Below are 15,835 nucleotides of genomic sequence, written 5' to 3' on the forward strand. Positions count from 1 at the left end.
GGGAACGATGCGCGCCGGAGATCGCTCGATATCGGATTCCTCCGATCCGCTAGCATCTCTTACAACAAGGGGATCACGCCTCGTGCCATCCGGCTCGGGGCGCGATTCGCATGAGCGTTTGAGGGGGAGCGACGATTTTGAAAATCCTCGTGGTCGAAGACGAGCGTGAGCTTCTTGAATCCATCGGTGAAGGCCTCAGGATAGACGGCTATTACGTCGACCTCCTTGACAATGGGACCGAAGCGCTTGAGATGGCCCAGATAGAGCCCTATGACCTGATCCTGCTGGACCTCAACCTCCCTGGCATCGATGGGCTCGAACTGCTGCGGACGCTGAGGGCCCAGCATTCGGAGACCAAAGTGCTCATACTCTCCGCTCGCTCGGCGGTCTCCGACCGTATCGTTGGCCTGGACGCAGGGGCAGACGACTACCTTGTGAAGCCCTTCGCCTTTGGAGAGCTCGAGGCCCGGGTGCGCAACCTCCTGAGACGCGAGTACACGCAGGGGGAGACGTTCCTCGACTGCGGGGACCTTCGCTTTGACACGACCACCCGCAGGCTCAGCGCCAAGGGCGTCGAGATCAGCCTCACGAAGAAGGAAACCGCGATACTGGAATACCTCATGCGTCACAAGGGCCAGGTGGTAAGCAGCGAGGAGCTGTTGTCACATGCGTGGGACAGCAGCGTCGACCCATTCAGCAACTCGGTGAGGGTACACATCTGCTCACTCAGAAAGAAGCTGCGATCCGTGCTCGGGTGCGACCCCATATCCAACAAGATTGGAGAGGGCTACTATCTGACAGAGAAGGACGATCATGGCGAGCGTTAGCGGCCTGGCGAAGGCAATGCGCTCGGTACGCACGCAGCTTACCCTCCTCATGGTCGCCTTGCTCGTCTGCTGCTGCGCCGTGCTAACCCTGCTCGTGTACCAATCGACCTCCGCGCTGCTCGAGCTTGCGGCCACTCAGTCTCTGCAACGGGGCAACCTTTCCATCATCCTCGATGTGGACGGCATCGAGCGGGCGATTCTCTCCGACACCCTTTCCATCTTGGCCCTCGTGGTTGTCGTCGGCAGTTGGGCGGCGTATCTTCTGGCAGGACGCTACACGAGGCCCATCAAGCAGCTTTCCTCACGCGTGCGCGCCATCGAGCCGAGCACCCTTTCCGAACCAATCGAAGTCGACGGCAGCGAGGAGATCAAGGAGCTCGTGAGATCGTTCAACCAGATGACCTGCCAGCTGGATGAGGCGTTCGCGATGCAGAGGCGCTTCTCCGCCAGCGCTGCGCACGAGCTGAGGACGCCGCTCGCCGTGCTGCGCACGCGTATCGACGTGTTCAGGAAGAAGGAGAGGCAGCAGATTGAGTATGACGAGCTGGTCAACACGATGGAGACGTATGTCAACCGACTCTCCTCCCTCGTCGGCAACCTCCTCGAGCTCACGGACACGGGGGAGCTGCCCGACGTCCAGCGCGTGTCCCTCGATTCGGTTCTCGCCCATGTCGCAGCAGACCTTGGTCCCCTTGCCCACGAGAGCAACGTCTCGCTCTCTTGCCATGTCCAGCCCGTCTCGGTCATGGGCAACGCGAGCCTTCTCTACCGTGCCTTCTACAACTTGGCCGAGAATGCCATCCGCTACAATTTTAATGGCGGAAAAGTCGAGCTGCAACTCTCCGCGTCAAGGGAGGGGGCCGTGGCCACCGTTTCCGACACGGGCGTGGGCATTGCGCCCGACGTACGGGAGCTTGTGTTCGAACCCTTCTACCGAGTCAACAAGTCGCGCTCGCGCGAGTTTGGTGGCGCGGGCATAGGCCTCTCGCTTGTGAAGACCATCCTCTCCCGGCACGGCGCACGCATCACGATAGGTGAGAACCGGCCCCATGGATCCGTGTTCACGGTGACGTTCGACGTCGGAGAAGGTGTCAAGGGGCCCGATTGACGGACAAAGCTGCTACCCGCCAGGCAAGGGGGTGCGGACGCTGAGCTGGACACCGACGTGTCGGAACTGGAGGTCCGCATGTACTCGAAGGAGCAGAGGGAGCTGGCGGTCGAGAGGTTCTTCGCCAGCAGGAAGAGCCTGCAGGGGTCGTCGACGAGCTGGACTACCCGACCCGGCAGCGCCTCCACGACTGGGTGAGGGCGGACGCCAGGTACGTCCCTCCCGCCTCGCACGCCGAGCCGTACCCGTTCGACGTCCGGATGAGAGCCGTCGGGCTCATGCGCTCGGGCGTGCCGGCACGGGACGCGGCCGACCGGCTCGGGGTCTCCGGTCTCAGCAGCGTGTACGCTCGGGCCGACGCGCACCGGCATAGCGGCGCCGCGGCGCTGTCGGGGACGGGTGGGGTGGTGCGGATGGGTGACACGGCGGGGGCGACGCCCGGCGGCAGGGAGGACCTGTGGGAGCGCGTCAGGCGGCTCGAGCTGGAGAACGCCGTGCTCCGGAAGATGTTGGCCGCCCTGATATGTAGCTAATCCTGTCAAGAGGCAAGGCGGCCCCGACCCCGAATTCTCCCGGGGCTGGGGCCGTCTCCTATATGGTCCTCCGGACGCCTGGCCCACGATGCGGCGTGTCTGGTTCCACGCACGACCGCGAGTCTGACATCCGCGCGTTGGGTAGCACATTCCGATGCCTTCGGCCGGGGGGCTCCGCGTGTCTAAAGTCGCGCGTTGCCCTGAGGTGGACAGTGGGACAGCAGGGACTGGCAGCGGTTATCCTCTGGGCAGTTGCCCACCCACCAGCGCCAGCAGATCGGGGCAGCGGGATGCCGGTGAGCGCAAGCGAGATGGAGAAGGCAAAGTCCCGCACGAAGCCGGGGACGCCCAGGCACCACACTGGGGAGTGCCGCCTCGAGGCCGCCGGGTACCACAGGAGGGCGCGCGAGGCCGGTCCGAAGAAGGGCATCAGAAAGCGCGCCGCAGGGCCCGGGACCGGCGGCAGGGCCCCGAGCGACCGGACCCTCAGGCACAGCAGGGCCGGAAGGGTCACCCAGGAGGGGGCAGGCGAGCGGAGGGGGCTCGGCGCAGCGAGGGGGCGCATGCGCGAGCCCGGGGCCGAGAGCGAGTCCCCAAGAGAGGCCGCAGCCCCCCCTCGCCAGGGGCCCCTGGCAGGGGACGGGTTCCGGCTCATGCCGGCGGAGGGGGCGAGCCACGGCGTATCGATGATGGCGCGCGCCGGGGGCGAGCGGGCCCGGCTCCCACGGATGGCCCGAGGCCGGAGGCGGAGAGGGTCCGTGGGGTCCCCTCGAGGGGGCCATCTGCGCGATACGGGGGGAGGGCGGCAGGCGCTCCGGCCTCCGCAGGGTCTGGGCCAGGCCCACGGGCGACCCGAAGTACGCCGGATTCGCAGTGACGACCCGCCACCGCGTGCGGAGGTGCGTGGCCGGGCCGGGCATCCGCGGCACCTGCCCCGATGCGTCGAGGGGGGCGGCACTGCCCGCACCGGGCGCCCCCGGGCGCCCCGGCCCCATCGGGCGCGGCCTCTCGCGTCCCGCCCCGACAGCCAGGCCCGTGGGCGGCACGGCCCGTCCCGGGACCACGGCAGGCCCCATCTGCCTCGCCGTCGCGGGCGGCCCGCGCGCGCGCATGGTGGTGTGCTGGGGCATTCGGGACGGCATGGGGGCGGGCCTCGTCGCCTCCGCCCCCGAGACGGCATGCTCGCGCGGATGCGTGGCCGGGGGGCCATGTCCCACGGCGACCGTGGCAGCCAGCGCGCGGGCGCGGGGCCCGCCGCATGGGCCGCAGCGCACGACACGGGGCTCCCCGTGGGGAGGGCCGGCGGCTGCCACGGCAACGCGGCCGCAGGGTCGCTCCTCGGCACGCCCAGGAGCGGGCGGTGCCACCGCGAGCGCCTCCCGGACGCATCCACGACGAGGCACGGGGCGACCGAGTCCATGGGGTCCCACCACGACCGCCTCCGGCCCCACGGGCCCATCGGCGACCGCGTGCCGGCAGATGCGACGGAGGGGCTCTCCGGGCGCTTCGAGAGGGCCCTCGCATGCGACCCGGAGGCGATGCAGGCAGCATAGAATCCGGGATCCCCCTGCCCATCATATTGACAGGGCTCATCCTTCCCCGCCACGTGGCGGAACCTGAGGAGCGTTGTGGCATCGGGCACATCGTTCCCTGAGCCCACGGAATCCCTCACGGCCAGCGAATCGCACAGCGCGTCCTCCGTGGCCCCGTCGGAGAGGTTTAACCAGGCCTGGACCAGGAACATGCGCAGCAGGACCTCCGTCGGCCAGGGCTGGCGCCCCCCTGCCTGCTTTCGGCCTCTTGGCCTCGACGATCACCACAAGGTCCGCCCAGGGCACGACGGAGTCCATCTGGTCCAGGAACGCCTTCCTCCCCGTCGCCCCGCCGCCCGATACGAACGAGGGGTCCACGACCTGTGCCTGGCGTGCCATAGAAAGCCTCTGTTAGCGTCGGAAGAGTTTAGCCACATCCAGTCAGGCGACAATCGCCAATCCCGGTCAGCCGATTCTGGCCAATGCGCCGGCAGCCGGTTGCCTAACTTATGTAGTGGCTACACTCCCTTGGGCTGCATCCCCCTGACCTTCGTCGCCTGCGGCACCGCCTCGACCGAGTAGGCGTCGAGCCCGCGGCCGCGGTAGCTCGGGCCGCGCATCATGAAGACCGATGCCTTGTCGAATGCCCTGTCGAGCGCACAGAGCAGGGCCTCGTCCCCCGTGAAGAACTCGTCCCAGGGGCTCGGCGCCATGTTGCTCGCGAGGATCATGGTGTTGGGCCCCCCTTCTCGCAGCGACGGTCGATCACGTCGAAGAGGAGGTCGGTGCACGCCCTGTCGAACACGCACCTCCCGACCTCGTCCACGATCAGGCAGGACGGCTTCGCCAGCGTCGCCACCGCGCGCTGGGCGCTCCCGCGCTCCGCCGCCCTCTGGAACCTGTCCCCGGGCTCGTTGGCCTTCGCATAGTGGGTCTTGAGGCCCCGCATGCAGCACTCGCGCCCGTATGCCTGCGCGAGGTGGGTCTTGCCTATGCCGCCCGGGCCTGTGAGCGCTACGTTGCGGTGCGCGTAGGGGCCGGCGAGCGCGGGCAGCTTCGCCAGGGCCCCCGCGTCGCGGCCCTGCATCCTCGAGAGGTCGAACCCGTCGAAGGTCTTGGGCTCCCTCCTCGGCAGCCTGGGGAGCCCCGGCAGCGTCCCTGTCGACGCCCGCCCCCTCCTCTCCGCGAGGTAGTCGAACGTGGCTGCCGGCGCGCCGAGCTCCGCGTCCCCCATGTCGTGGTCGGACGCCAGCGCGGCGACCTCGGCTGCGGTGAGCTGGGGCCCAAGCCTCGCGGCCGCCCCGCTGGCGAGCGCGTGGGGACTCCTCTCCCTCCCTTCCATCAGGCCCACCTCCCGAAGTCGAACCTGGCGAAGGCGGGCTTGCCGGGCGAGGGTCCCACCTGGGCGATCGACGTGGCGGCCGGCTGGCTTGGCAGCTCCTCCGGCTGGGCGCCGGTCCACTGGCCCTCGCACCAGGAGTCCCGCCGGTCCCGGGTGACGGCGCGGGCGACGAGCCCGCCGGAGGGGTCGTCGCTGTATACGTGCGGGTACCTGCCCTCGCGGCTCGCGCGGCAGTCGCGGCGCTCGTACCGCCACGGCACGCCGAACCTGCGGCCCCCGTAGCCGGCGAAGCCGTCGAAGGTCATCCTCCTGCGGGGGCAGAGCCAGAGCGCGACCCCCTCGGTCACCTCGGGCTCGCGGGCGGAGGCGCGGCGGGCGGCCTCGTGCCCCTCCGCCGGCACGCAGGCGACGGCGCGCCGCCACCTTCCGGCCTGCCCCGCGCACCACAGGGCCGCGTCCTCGTCGAGGGCGGTGATGCCGGCGAAGTCCCTGCCCGCGAGGAAGTTGCCCCTCACGAACCCGACCAGCCGCTCGGCCTTGCCCTTGGTGAGGGGGTGTCGCGGCTTGCAGAGCCTGGTGTGTTAGCGCTAACTTGAAAGCTGCCAGTTAGGCCAATGGGAACCACCGGTTCGGACCATGTATCTCAGCCAATCGCGCAAACGCAGTTTCACCAGTTCCGCCGACCGCCTAGATTCGGGCCGTAGGCACGCATCGGGAGGCTGGCATGGACGGGAACATGATCGGAGGGCCCGACATGGACAAGGAAGCCGGCATCAAGCCGAACTTCTCGGACATAGCGAGGAGGCACGGCGTCGACAGGCACACGGTCGCGAAGTACTGGGCTGCCGACGGGAGCGCGCCGGAGGACGGGCGCGCCGGCAGGCGGAGCGGGTTCGACGGCGTGAGGGGGCTGATCGAGGAGAAGGCGGCGCTGCCCGGGGTGACGGCCAGGGGCATCTACGGGCTGCCGCTCGACCGCAGGGGCGAGGGCGAGCCCAGGCTGCCCGGCCACAGCGGCTCCGCCCACCACCCCAGGACGCGCGGGATAGTCCCCGGGAGGGCCCCCGCCGAGCCCCACCCCAGGTTCGAGACGCCTCCCGGGGCGCAGCTCCAGCTCGACTGGAAGGGGGACGTCACCATGCACGACGCGGACGGGGCCGAGTGCAGCTTCAACGCGTGCACGTCCACGCCCGGCTACTCGCGCTGCCACTTCTTCGAGGGGGCGATGGGCAGGACGCGCGACACGCTCCTCAGGTGCATGGCCGACAGCATCGCGTTCCTGGGAGGGGTCCCGGCGCAGTGGCCCGCCGACGACATGTCGGCCATCGCGACCTTCGGCGCGGACGGGACGAGGGCCAGGGACAGGCGCGTGCTCGCCTTCGCGAGGGACGCCGGCTTCGACCTCGTGCCCTGCAGGCCGCGCTCGCCGGAGGCGAAGGGCAGGGACGAGTCCTCGAACCGCTTCCTGGGGCGCCTGGCGGCCTACGGGGGGGACTTCTCGGGCTGGGACGGGCTCGACCGCGCGATCGCGCGCATACGGGCCCGCTCGAACGAGGGGCCCAACCGGACGACGGGGCTCCCGCCCGAGCCGCCCTTCCGAAGGGAGAAGGACCTGCTCGGGCCGGCGCCCCCGAGGTGCGCGCCCGGTTCGCTGGCGGACGAGCCCTCCTGGCAGGTGGTGCCCCCCACGATGCCGGTGGGGGCGAGGGGGCGCGAGTCCTCGGTCCCGAGGTCCTGCATCGGCCACAGGGTGGGGCTGGTCGTGCTGCCCGGGGGCGAGCTGCTGGCCTGCGACGGCGGCAGGCTCGTCGCCGAGCACGACACGGCGGCGGGCAGCCAGCCCATCGCCTGCGACGAGGCCCACTACGTCGAGGCCCTCGCCGGGAAGAGGTGGGCCACCATGGACGGCGACATCGCAGAGGCCGCCAGGGGCAACCTCGAGCTGCTCGGCGGGCTCGGGGGCGAGTCGCGGGCGCGGGGGCCGGCGTCGCCGAGAGGGTCAGGGACAACCTCGAGGGGCTGGGGCTCGACGCGATGCCCTCCTCGTTCGACGACTACGCCTCCCTCGTGGCGGCGGGCTCCAGGTCCTTCGGCGACGCGATGCCCGAGATGACCGACGCCCAGCTCGCGCTGGTGCGCAGGCGCGACCTCGACGGCAGGATCCGGAAGGCGGGCTTCCCCTACGCGAGGGCGCCCAGGGACTTCGGCTTCTCCTTCCGGCCCTCGGCCGGCAGGCCGGTCGTGGAGAACCTCGCGACCCTCGGCCTCGTCGACAGGCACGAGAACGTGGTGCCCGTCGGCAGCCCCGGGACCGGCAAGGCGCACATCGCCGTCGCGCCGGGCGTGGAGGCCATAGGCGCCAGGAAGCTCACCTACTTCGTGGACTGCCAGAGGCTCGTGCGCGACCTCGGGCACGCCGCGGAGAAGGGGGCGCCGGGGCGCAGGCTGCGCTTCTGCTCGCACCTGTCGCCGCCCGTCGTCGACGAGCTGGGCTACCTGGGGATCGACAAGGAGGGGGCGGACCTGTCCTTCCAGCTGGTATCGAGGCGCTGCGAGAGGCGCTCGACGATCATCACGACCAACGTGGGCATCGGCTCGTGGGCGGGGGTGTCCGGCGACCCGGTCGTCGCCTCGGCCATCGCGGACCGGGCCTGCCACCACTGCCACGTGATCAAGATCACGGGCAAGTCCTACAGGGCGAGGGAGGTGATGGGGCAGGAGGCCCAGCCGCGAGCCCGCGGGGACGCCGGAAGCGGCGATGGTCCGCTTGCCTGACCGGCGAAAGAACATTGGCGCGATTGGCGCCTGAAAGTTGTGCGGATTGGTGATTTCCTAATTGACGCTAACATGGTGCGGAAGCCGACGCACCCCATGAACTCCGCGTAGTCGCGCTGCCAGACTGGCCTGCCGTCGAGGTCGCGCCTGACCACGACGGACTTCATGTTGTCCGTGAGCACCCCGCCGGGGATCCCCATGGCCATGAAGGCGTGGACCATCCCTACGAGCAGGTTCTCCTGGCGCGCGTTGGGGAAGAACTCGACGTAGGAGCTGCCGCAGTGGTGGCACGCCATGGCGAAGCACGCCATCCTGTGCTCAGCGCCGTCCAGCCCGACGACCGTGACGAAGCCCCAGTCCATCTGGTACGCCTGACCGGGCCCGGCCACGAAGCGCTGCCCGCGGCCCCCCTGTGGCGCGACCGCCCTTCCCCTTGCGGGGACCAGGCCCATGTGGGCGGCTGCGTAGACCCTGACGCTCGTGAGGCCGCCACGGTATCCCTGGCCGACCAGCCTCTCGTAGATCACCTGCGAGTTGGTGACGCCCTTCCCGAGCAGGTCGTCCACAAGGCCGGTGTGTCCGGTGAGCACGGCGGTCCCGGCCTTCCGGCCGGCGTTGCCATGCGGGAGCACCCTGAAGCCGTAGCCCCTGATGGTCCTGGCCCTCGACCTCGCCAACCCGGTCCTGCGACAGAAGTCGGCCAGGTCGCACGCCTGCGGGTCGAACCCCTCGCCCGCCTCGGCCGCCATCTCCTCCAGTGCCTTGTCTATGATCTCCCGTAGGTCACCGCGTCTCTCGTTCACCTCGATAGTCCTCCTGACGCCGGCGCATTGGCAAAACCAGCTTAGGTGGCGGTGACGGACGCGATGGCCGTTTTTCGTTGGCCGGGAATGGCCAAATCGTTGCGACTATTCGTGGCTAGAATCGCCCGGCGCTAACACCTCCAATAGGACATATGCGCTGGCAGGCATATCTATTATGCCACAGACGGGTATTCCGTGGGGCCGGCTAGCCTCTCTCAGCGGCGCTATTTATTCAGCGTTTCCCTAAAGGCCGCCGTGATGGCATCAAGGCTGCGCTCGGCCTTGCGCTGCAGCTCGGAGAGCTCTGGGATCCTGTCCCTCCATGCCGTGCCCCGCCATTACGCCGGCACGCATTTGGCCGGAGGACAGCTTCAGCGCGGGTCTGAGCCCCCTTCAGCGGGCAGCCCCTGACAATCCCGGGCTGGACCTCACTGCTATCTCCAGGACGGCGGCGTGCCGCCCGGTGAGATATTGACAAGGCTCACTTTGTTGAGAGAAACGGGCTCGGGCGCGGCCTGAGGCTCTCGCTTGCAGGCTTTGACATGCAGGACTGGGTCGCCAACGTGCCCCTGTATGTGCTCTCGCTGCTCCCCGAGTACTTTTCGGAGCGGATGTAAGGTCGCCAGCGCGGCTGTCACCGACCGGCGGCATGCGCAAGCGCAACTTTCAGTGCTGAGATGTACTTTCGGATTTTCCCACCTGCGCAAACGCCTTTCAGGTTTAACTTTCAGCGCTGAGTGTCACGTTTCTCCTGAGCTCATCGACAGCCTGCCCGCCCTAGACGTCTGCTGGCCCACTGTCCTTCCACCACTGGTCTCTTGAGACGGGGCCACTGCCAGAATCTTCCAGCAGCTCACGCAGCCTCAGCCAGTTCTCGTCAACATAGCCCATATGGAGAACTTCCCGCACGTCAGGACCATCAAAATACTTGACGTGCGAAGAATCGTTCCCCATCCAGCCCTCGGGCCATAGATACCCGACATAATCGTATTCGGACCCTAATCCCGCCCTCGCCTTGTGGGAGACTACGACGAGGGGCTTGGTCCCCAAGCTACTAATTGTCACAACAGTCCCTATGGGCAGCAGATGATTAGTCTCTTTCATTGTCGTCCTCCGATCTCTTGCTGAGCCTCGCAAAGTTTCTGGCAGAGAAGCTTCTTTCCTGCCTTGTCTGCATACCCAAGAAGAAGACCTTTCTCACCTGTGCATCATCAAACAAAATCATGGCCTCAGGCGCTGCATATCCCTCTGGCCAAGCACAGCCCACATAATCCCAGATGCGTTCTGAGCGGGGGCCAGCGGACTCCGCACCCTTGCCCTTGAGGTGCGCTCGCCTCCCAACCACCATCACGCAATGCGTGGCGCCCTTAAGCATTACGACCGAGCCAATAGGCAGATATTCCTCAAGTTCTTGCGTCTTGCTCACCGAGCATCGCTCCTCGGGTAGCCGCTAAAGGGCTCCCAGCTTGTATCGAGCGCTGAGAGGCCGGCATCCAGCAGCTTCTCGAGCGCCTCCTCATGTGCGTCAGTCATGCCGAGATGCAGAACCCTCTGCACCTGATCGCGTCGGCAAACATAGTAGTCGTCCTCGCCCGTCAGCCCCTCGGGATACCTCACGATGACATACTCATAGAGGTTGCGACGCTTATCGCGCACGTTCCTGCCGACCACCATGATCGCCTCTCCATTTACCACCGCGATGCTCCCCACGGGCAGCCAGCCGCTCGTGACATCTTCGTAGGATCCCATCTTACCTACCCTTCCGTTATGCACGACATTGCTCGCCCCACTGGGCTGCGGCAAATGCCAGCCCCTCCACCTGCGGGTGTAGTCATGGGGAACGAGCCACTTTCCTATCTGGATCTTGCGACAGTGCCACGAGTCCCACGGGTCCGACTTGCGAAGCCAGGAAGCAGGCCTCGGAGCATGCGAAATACCGTAGACGCGCGTCTACGCGGGCAGCACCCCAAGCACTTCATCCACAAGCGAACGTACTTCGGCGAGGCCGAGCGCTGACACGTCGGCCACGACGTCGCGTGGCCGCCATGCCAGGTGGTCCTCAGCACGAGCATGCCCCACTCCTGTGACACGAAGAGCTTATAGACAGAGGAGAGCGGAACGGAGCTGTCGCCAAAGCCCAAGGTCCGACCACGCACGTCCAATGTCACTTCGTCAAAGTTGCTGCACGGCCTCTTAAAATAGAATTCCGTCGTGGGCATCGCGCCCCTGGAGCTCGTCATATTCACAAGGCGGCGCTTGCAACGCTTGCCATAGCCTTTCCCCATAGGGAGGCCAAGTGCAGCATAAACGTACGGTACCGCAAGCCCCATGAGGACGACCGCAAGCAAGAGCATGACCACAGCCGCAAAGAGATACCCTGTGGGAGAAGTGACCCTGTGTGTCGAGGAGATGCCATCCTGCCTAACATATCCCGGATGGAGACAGACATAGACCATGAGCACACATGCCGCAATCGCAGCTGCTGCACACAGACAGAGCCCCAGTGTCCTGCGCCACGCATCCCTACCGAGCGTCGCCCTAAGGTACTCCTCGAGCTTGTACGGACGAGTTCTGGACAGGCGAACTACCCCACTATGCTCCGGAGCGGAACCATTGCCTGGGATGCCGGACGGACCGTCTGAGACTCTCATGACCATGCCAACCCACCAATGAAATCGCTCGCAGAGTCTCCTATCCCAGAGAAGAAGCCGACGGCCTCATCGGCAGCATTGCTAACTGCACTGCCAGCCTCATCGGCAGCATTACCAACCCAACCTTTGACTTCATCTCCAACAGTCTTGTCACCATCGACGGGAGCATTCCAGATGGTATCTGTGACAACTGACACCCCAACTCCAACCGCAATACCAGCAACTACTCCTAACGGCCCAGCCGCAGCGCCAATTGTCGCACCCATTTCCGCATCTATGAGAGCATCTGTAACAGCAACGCCCACTGCCTCTCCTGCAGCATTTGCCAGCAGGTCTCGTCCAAAAGTATATGCTCCCTGTGCAATAGTTTCGCCCCATCTTGCTGGTTCAGAGAGATCCGCATCAGCCTGATATTCATCGTAGGCGCCAACTGCCGTGTCCATAACGACAGCCACTTTCCCTAAGACATCCGCAGTTTTACTAAGACGTTCGGAAGCAAGAGCAGCGCTCGGCCTCTCTAAGTTTTCCGCATTTGAAGCCAGGCAGCGTGTGGTCATTCTCACAGTGTTGTCTGCCGTCATCTTATAGGCGGAAAAGATGAGGTAACCGTCTGCAGTTCTCGTAATCTTTCCTGCTCTTGCAATATTCTGCATTGTCAGGATAAATGCTTCTGCAAGAGACAGCTCATTCGAAGCGATGTCGCTCGCACTCTGTGTCGCAGACCCGATCTGAACCACAGGAGATGTGAAGTCGGAGCAGATTTGATACCACAACGGCGATGTGTCCGCACTATCTGCCTGCACGTCACCAGTCGCAAAATTCTCTGTTTCGGAAACCAGATTGTTCACATTCGAAACAGCGGAGCAATAGGAGTCCAGCTTGCCTGTAAGTTCATTGCATTGCACGACACCGTCTTCAGCCAACGAGACAATCTGACCCCCACCGTGTGACAAACCCGATGCTAGGGACAAAATCGATGAGAACGCTTGCACCAGTCCCTCTACCGTACATGCCAGCTCATTCGCTTGGCCGGGAAGACCCGCAGAGCCATCCTGCACAGCCACAGTACCCGAATCAGAGGGGCCTGAAGCGCCACCTAGAGTCGGAGGTACAGCCTCACACGCTGCCTTAATGGACCTTGCCGTATCCGCCAATGAGGCAGCGGCGGCAGATCCAGCCGCAAGCCCTTCTGAGATAGATGCAGCTAAAGAGCCCCAATCGCCAACACTGCTTATAGCAGCGGCTCCACCATTGCCTATGAGGCCACCCGCCTCCAAAGACTGCCTACTCTGTACAGAAGATGCCGATGCCTGAGCACAAGAATCGGAGGAGCTCTGTAGCGTAGTGGAGAGTGAGTCAAGATCGTCTATGCTGAGACGTAACATTGCTACTCCCTCCTTGCTGTGAAGCTGCCTGAGCTTCCCTCTGGCGCTGGTCCTCAATGGCATTCTGTCGGCGATAATAGTCTGCCTGTTCAGAAATCTGCGAGCTGAGGGTATCGTAAGCAGAGCGGATGTCCGCCACTGCCTGGCACGAGTTATTGCCTAGGGAAACGATGATTAATTCCCAATGATGTGTCAGAAAGGACCAACCACGTGGCCTTTCGTGGCCGGCATAGGCATTAATCATCGTTTCCCTAGGAACTGTGCCGCCGAGGAGAGGCTTCCCAAATCAGAGAGCTGCAGGTCACTGGTCGTACTGTTGGCAAGCCCGTTAAGCCCTTCTTGAACCACTTGCGCCTCGCCCTCCGCCGAATTACAACTCGCCTGAATCTGCTCAAGAATCTGCAGGTCAGCTATACATCTACCGAGCTCTTCATAATAATATGGCATCTACATCAGTCCAGCTGCTGAATAGAGATCTGCCTGGAGATTATCTTGCTGGTGAAGAGCCCCATTTGCGTCGGTGACTCCGACCGCAAGAGCATCTGAGTCATTCGCAAGACTGCTCATGGCAGCATACGCTTTATCTGCAAAGTCAATTATCATCTGCGCTGCGGCGCCCTCGCAGCTATTCTTCACTGCAGAACCAGCCGATGACAGGCTTCCCACCGCATCAGAAATAGTCGATGATGTAGCGGACAGTCCTGTAGCTGCATCTTGGTTTTGGGCATCATTTGTCTGTATGGTCTCCCCGCCATAATCCATTTATCGCTCCTTTCGAAAGCCATTCATATACTGCTCTGCAACCTCTCACGCAACTCTAGAAGCCATGAACAACCGGCTCATAGCCCCAACCCGGATATCGAGTCTACCCGCGGAACTGCGATGCGCTGCCTTGGTCGATCTCCTCCAGGGAGCTGGCCGTGGTCCTCAGAGCTTCGGCAATCTCGTGGATGAGATCACGGATCGTGCCCGACGCTCGGGCGCAGCTCGTAGAAGCGATTGGCGTAGGCATGGGAGGCCTCGCCCTCCCACTTCGTCTGCAGCTCGTCGAGCAGGGTGTCATCCTCACGATGACGTCGTTTACGTTGCTGTGTTCGGTAGGCGGATTGTCAAGCTGAGTGCATCAGCTCCCTGTAGACCTCGTTGGCCGTCCTGTATCCCAGCACCTTCCTCGGCCTGTCGTCGATCATGTCGAAGACGCGCCGCACCTCATCATCGGTGGCCTCGGAGAAGTCCGTGCCCTTGGGGAAGAGCTCGCGGATGAGGCCGTTGGCGTTCTCGACCGTGAGCCTCTGCCAGGGGTGGTGGGGCTCGCAGAAGTGGAACGCCACGCCCCCGAGCCTCTCGCTCGCCCCTGCGTGGTTGGCGAACCCCTTGCCGCGGCCTGGCGTCACGCTCTCCAGCGGCCTGCCCGCCAGGGCCTCGACCCCGCCCACATCGGCGCTCGCGTGCGCGGCGGCCCTGCCGCCTGCGGGCCCGGTGTCTTGCCCCGGCCCTCCCCTGGGCGGCGATCGCCCCGTAGCGGCCGCACCTGCCGTTCCTCCTGGGCTCGCGGCTCACGGTCGACCTGTCCCTGCCGATGTCCACGGCGATGTCGCTGACCCCCTTGCCCTCGGCGTGCAGCTCGGCCATCCTGTCGCGCTCCCCGGCGCTAGGATGTGCGCAGTGGCGCATTTCCCCTCGGCTCCCGGTATTGGCTTCGACAACTAGCATCGTAGCCCACGGGGGTGCGCCACACCCATGGGCGGACGCTGTGCTGTTGCACTCAGCCTGACAATCCACCGCCTGAAAACTAGGCCGTCACCTATGGATGCCCCCGCGCCTGCGGCCCTTGCGTTCCCCATCGTCATGCGACCCGTCCATCCCAATGGCCCTCATCTCCGAGGCAAACTCCCTCGCCAGGGGCATGTAGCCCTCCTCGAAGCGGTCTTGGGCGAACCCGCACGTGTCGGTGAGGTAGCCCGGGGTCCTCTCGTACTCGCGGAGGCCGCGAAGATAGTAGCCCCGCAGGTCCTCCGTGATGATGAACGGGGTAAGACCAGCGCGCAGACACTCCTTGAACATGACGAGCCTCCCCACGCGCCCGTTCCCGTCGGAGAACGGATGGATGCGCTCGAAGCCCCAGTGAAACCTCACGATGTCGTCGAAGGTGTGCGACGCCTGGTCCTCGTAGGCGCAGACGAGGGCGTCCACCAGTCCGGGGACGTCTGTCGGGGCGGCCGTCTCGACGTCGGAGGCGGCGCCCCCTATCACGTTCGAGAGGCGCTTGAAGGACCCGACCGCCATCATCGGGTTCCCGGCATCCGAGGTCCCCTCCTTGAGCGTGCGGTGGAGACCGCAGAGATAGTCGGTGTCGAGCGGCGCGTCCCATGAGTCCAGCATCTGGTCGAAGGCCGAGAAGTGGTTCCTCGTCTCGACGATATCATCGACCTTGGCCGTGCCCGAGAAGACTGCCCTGTCGAAGATCTGGACCGTCTGGTCGTGGGTCAAAGTCGAGCCCTCGATGTGGTTGGAGTTGTAGGCGAAGTCGCACTGGCAAGCTTTGTACACGTTGCCGTCGATGTGATGGTCCCGCTGATAGACGAGAACCTCCAGGAGCGTCGTATCCATCTATGACCCCAATCGACAGCACGCGGCATGATACCCGACATCATCAACCACTTTACCCTAGGAGGCGGGCCACCAGTATCCCAGATGGGCCTCAACGGCGAGCGTAGAAGGCCATGAGGGTTTCCAACATCTCCGGCAGTCTACGGGTTAGATGTGTGAACCCTCCGACTCGCAGCCGTTGAAAACTCTCCTAGCCCGTACTGGGCCCGCCACATTCTGCCGCTTAGAATATGGCGGGCCGAAATCTGGGACTCGGGAACCAGGGCGCA

General features: G+C 65.0%; 17 protein-coding genes and 2 pseudogenes. 5 read left to right on the forward strand and 14 right to left on the reverse strand.

Annotation, left to right across the window (positions count from 1 at the left end):
- Positions 1–137: 137 nt before the first annotated feature.
- From E0E00_RS05315 to E0E00_RS15170, 3 genes are all read left to right on the forward strand, one after another.
- Positions 138–827 (forward strand): response regulator transcription factor, encoded by a 690-nt coding sequence (locus E0E00_RS05315; protein ID WP_130811463.1) that lies wholly within the window; start codon positions 138–140, stop codon positions 825–827.
- Positions 814–1,935 (forward strand): cell wall metabolism sensor histidine kinase WalK, encoded by a 1,122-nt coding sequence (locus E0E00_RS05320; RefSeq protein ID WP_130811464.1) that lies wholly within the window; start codon positions 814–816, stop codon positions 1,933–1,935. The genes E0E00_RS05315 and E0E00_RS05320 overlap by 14 nt, the downstream gene beginning before the upstream one ends.
- Positions 1,936–3,886: 1,951 nt before the next feature.
- The gene (locus E0E00_RS15170; RefSeq protein ID WP_256386405.1) at positions 3,887–4,021 is read left to right on the forward strand and encodes a hypothetical protein; all 135 of its coding nucleotides are present in this window, start codon (positions 3,887–3,889) and stop codon (positions 4,019–4,021) included.
- A gap of 65 nt (positions 4,022–4,086) precedes the next feature.
- Here E0E00_RS15170 and E0E00_RS15335 read toward each other — a convergent pair.
- The 4 genes and pseudogenes from E0E00_RS15335 to E0E00_RS05340 form a co-directional block, all read right to left on the reverse strand.
- Positions 4,087–4,236 (reverse strand): annotated as a pseudogene (locus E0E00_RS15335) (transposase); the annotation flags it as partial.
- 282 nt (positions 4,237–4,518) lie between these two features.
- Positions 4,519–4,731 (reverse strand): hypothetical protein, encoded by a 213-nt coding sequence (locus E0E00_RS14950; protein ID WP_130811465.1) that lies wholly within the window; start codon positions 4,729–4,731, stop codon positions 4,519–4,521.
- Complete coding sequence (locus E0E00_RS05335) at positions 4,728–5,342, reverse strand: ATP-binding protein (protein ID WP_130811466.1); 615 nt, start codon at positions 5,340–5,342, stop codon at positions 4,728–4,730. The genes E0E00_RS14950 and E0E00_RS05335 overlap by 4 nt, the downstream gene beginning before the upstream one ends.
- Positions 5,342–5,857, reverse strand: coding sequence for a hypothetical protein (locus E0E00_RS05340; RefSeq protein WP_130811467.1), 516 nt, complete (start codon positions 5,855–5,857; stop codon positions 5,342–5,344). Before E0E00_RS05340 ends, E0E00_RS05335 begins: the two co-directional genes overlap by 1 nt.
- Before the next feature lie 209 nt (positions 5,858–6,066).
- Between E0E00_RS05340 and E0E00_RS05345 the strand changes: the two genes are divergently transcribed.
- Positions 6,067–7,455 carry a transposase gene (locus E0E00_RS05345; RefSeq protein WP_207302666.1) on the forward strand — a complete coding sequence of 463 codons (1,389 nt, stop codon included), beginning with the start codon at positions 6,067–6,069 and terminating at the stop codon, positions 7,453–7,455.
- Positions 7,377–8,117: an ATP-binding protein gene (locus E0E00_RS05350; RefSeq protein ID WP_130811468.1), complete on the forward strand. Its 741-nt coding sequence runs from the start codon at positions 7,377–7,379 to the stop codon at positions 8,115–8,117. The genes E0E00_RS05345 and E0E00_RS05350 overlap by 79 nt, the downstream gene beginning before the upstream one ends.
- Here E0E00_RS05350 and E0E00_RS05355 read toward each other — a convergent pair.
- The 10 genes and pseudogenes from E0E00_RS05355 to E0E00_RS05390 form a co-directional block, all read right to left on the reverse strand.
- Entirely contained in the window at positions 8,033–8,920 is an 888-nt protein-coding gene (locus tag E0E00_RS05355) for a hypothetical protein (RefSeq protein ID WP_242622134.1), read from the reverse strand. The two genes, E0E00_RS05350 and E0E00_RS05355, sit on opposite strands and share 85 nt — an antisense overlap.
- 777 nt (positions 8,921–9,697) lie before the next feature.
- Positions 9,698–10,024 carry a DUF4176 domain-containing protein gene (locus E0E00_RS05360; protein ID WP_130811469.1) on the reverse strand — a complete coding sequence of 109 codons (327 nt, stop codon included), beginning with the start codon at positions 10,022–10,024 and terminating at the stop codon, positions 9,698–9,700.
- A complete protein-coding gene (locus tag E0E00_RS05365) occupies positions 10,011–10,346 on the reverse strand; it encodes a DUF4176 domain-containing protein (RefSeq protein ID WP_130811470.1) in 336 nt (111 codons plus the stop codon). The genes E0E00_RS05360 and E0E00_RS05365 overlap by 14 nt, the downstream gene beginning before the upstream one ends.
- Entirely contained in the window at positions 10,343–10,669 is a 327-nt protein-coding gene (locus E0E00_RS05370; protein ID WP_130811471.1) for a DUF4176 domain-containing protein, read from the reverse strand. Before E0E00_RS05370 ends, E0E00_RS05365 begins: the two co-directional genes overlap by 4 nt.
- Positions 10,670–11,567: 898 nt before the next feature.
- The gene (locus E0E00_RS05375) at positions 11,568–12,476 is read right to left on the reverse strand and encodes a hypothetical protein (protein ID WP_130811472.1); all 909 of its coding nucleotides are present in this window, start codon (positions 12,474–12,476) and stop codon (positions 11,568–11,570) included.
- A 927-nt stretch (positions 12,477–13,403) separates the two neighbouring features.
- Complete coding sequence (locus tag E0E00_RS05380; protein ID WP_130811473.1) at positions 13,404–13,718, reverse strand: hypothetical protein; 315 nt, start codon at positions 13,716–13,718, stop codon at positions 13,404–13,406.
- Between the two features lie 103 nt (positions 13,719–13,821).
- On the reverse strand, positions 13,822–13,968 hold the full coding sequence (locus tag E0E00_RS14320; protein ID WP_165443562.1) for a hypothetical protein: 147 nt from the start codon (positions 13,966–13,968) through the stop codon (positions 13,822–13,824).
- 97 nt (positions 13,969–14,065) lie between these two features.
- The gene (locus tag E0E00_RS14955; protein ID WP_242622135.1) at positions 14,066–14,392 is read right to left on the reverse strand and encodes an IS30 family transposase; all 327 of its coding nucleotides are present in this window, start codon (positions 14,390–14,392) and stop codon (positions 14,066–14,068) included.
- A gap of 112 nt (positions 14,393–14,504) precedes the next feature.
- Positions 14,505–14,669: pseudogene (locus E0E00_RS15340) on the reverse strand (helix-turn-helix domain-containing protein); the annotation flags it as partial.
- Between the two features lie 87 nt (positions 14,670–14,756).
- Complete coding sequence (locus E0E00_RS05390; protein WP_130811475.1) at positions 14,757–15,566, reverse strand: Fic family protein; 810 nt, start codon at positions 15,564–15,566, stop codon at positions 14,757–14,759.
- Between the last annotated feature and the right edge of the window lie 269 nt (positions 15,567–15,835).

Source organism: Olsenella sp. Marseille-P4559, assembly GCF_900605015.1.
Classification (GTDB): Bacteria; Actinomycetota; Coriobacteriia; order Coriobacteriales; family Atopobiaceae; genus Tractidigestivibacter.

Bases quoted from the DNA above. Each gene is read 5' to 3' on its own strand.
- E0E00_RS05320 (WP_130811464.1), top strand. From the start codon at position 814: ATGGCGAGCGTTAGCGGCCTGGCGAAGGCAATGCGCTCGGTACGCACG.
- E0E00_RS15170 (WP_256386405.1), top strand. From the start codon at position 3,887: ATGGGGTCCCACCACGACCGCCTCCGGCCCCACGGGCCCATCGGCGAC.
- E0E00_RS14950 (WP_130811465.1), bottom strand. From the start codon at position 4,731: ATGATCCTCGCGAGCAACATGGCGCCGAGCCCCTGGGACGAGTTCTTC.
- E0E00_RS05335 (WP_130811466.1), bottom strand. From the start codon at position 5,342: ATGGAAGGGAGGGAGAGGAGTCCCCACGCGCTCGCCAGCGGGGCGGCC.
- E0E00_RS05345 (WP_207302666.1), top strand. From the start codon at position 6,067: ATGGACGGGAACATGATCGGAGGGCCCGACATGGACAAGGAAGCCGGC.
- E0E00_RS05350 (WP_130811468.1), top strand. From the start codon at position 7,377: ATGCCCTCCTCGTTCGACGACTACGCCTCCCTCGTGGCGGCGGGCTCC.
- E0E00_RS05360 (WP_130811469.1), bottom strand. From the start codon at position 10,024: ATGAAAGAGACTAATCATCTGCTGCCCATAGGGACTGTTGTGACAATT.
- E0E00_RS05370 (WP_130811471.1), bottom strand. From the start codon at position 10,669: ATGGGATCCTACGAAGATGTCACGAGCGGCTGGCTGCCCGTGGGGAGC.
- E0E00_RS05380 (WP_130811473.1), bottom strand. From the start codon at position 13,718: ATGGATTATGGCGGGGAGACCATACAGACAAATGATGCCCAAAACCAA.
- E0E00_RS14320 (WP_165443562.1), bottom strand. From the start codon at position 13,968: ATGCCTACGCCAATCGCTTCTACGAGCTGCGCCCGAGCGTCGGGCACG.
- E0E00_RS05390 (WP_130811475.1), bottom strand. From the start codon at position 15,566: ATGGATACGACGCTCCTGGAGGTTCTCGTCTATCAGCGGGACCATCAC.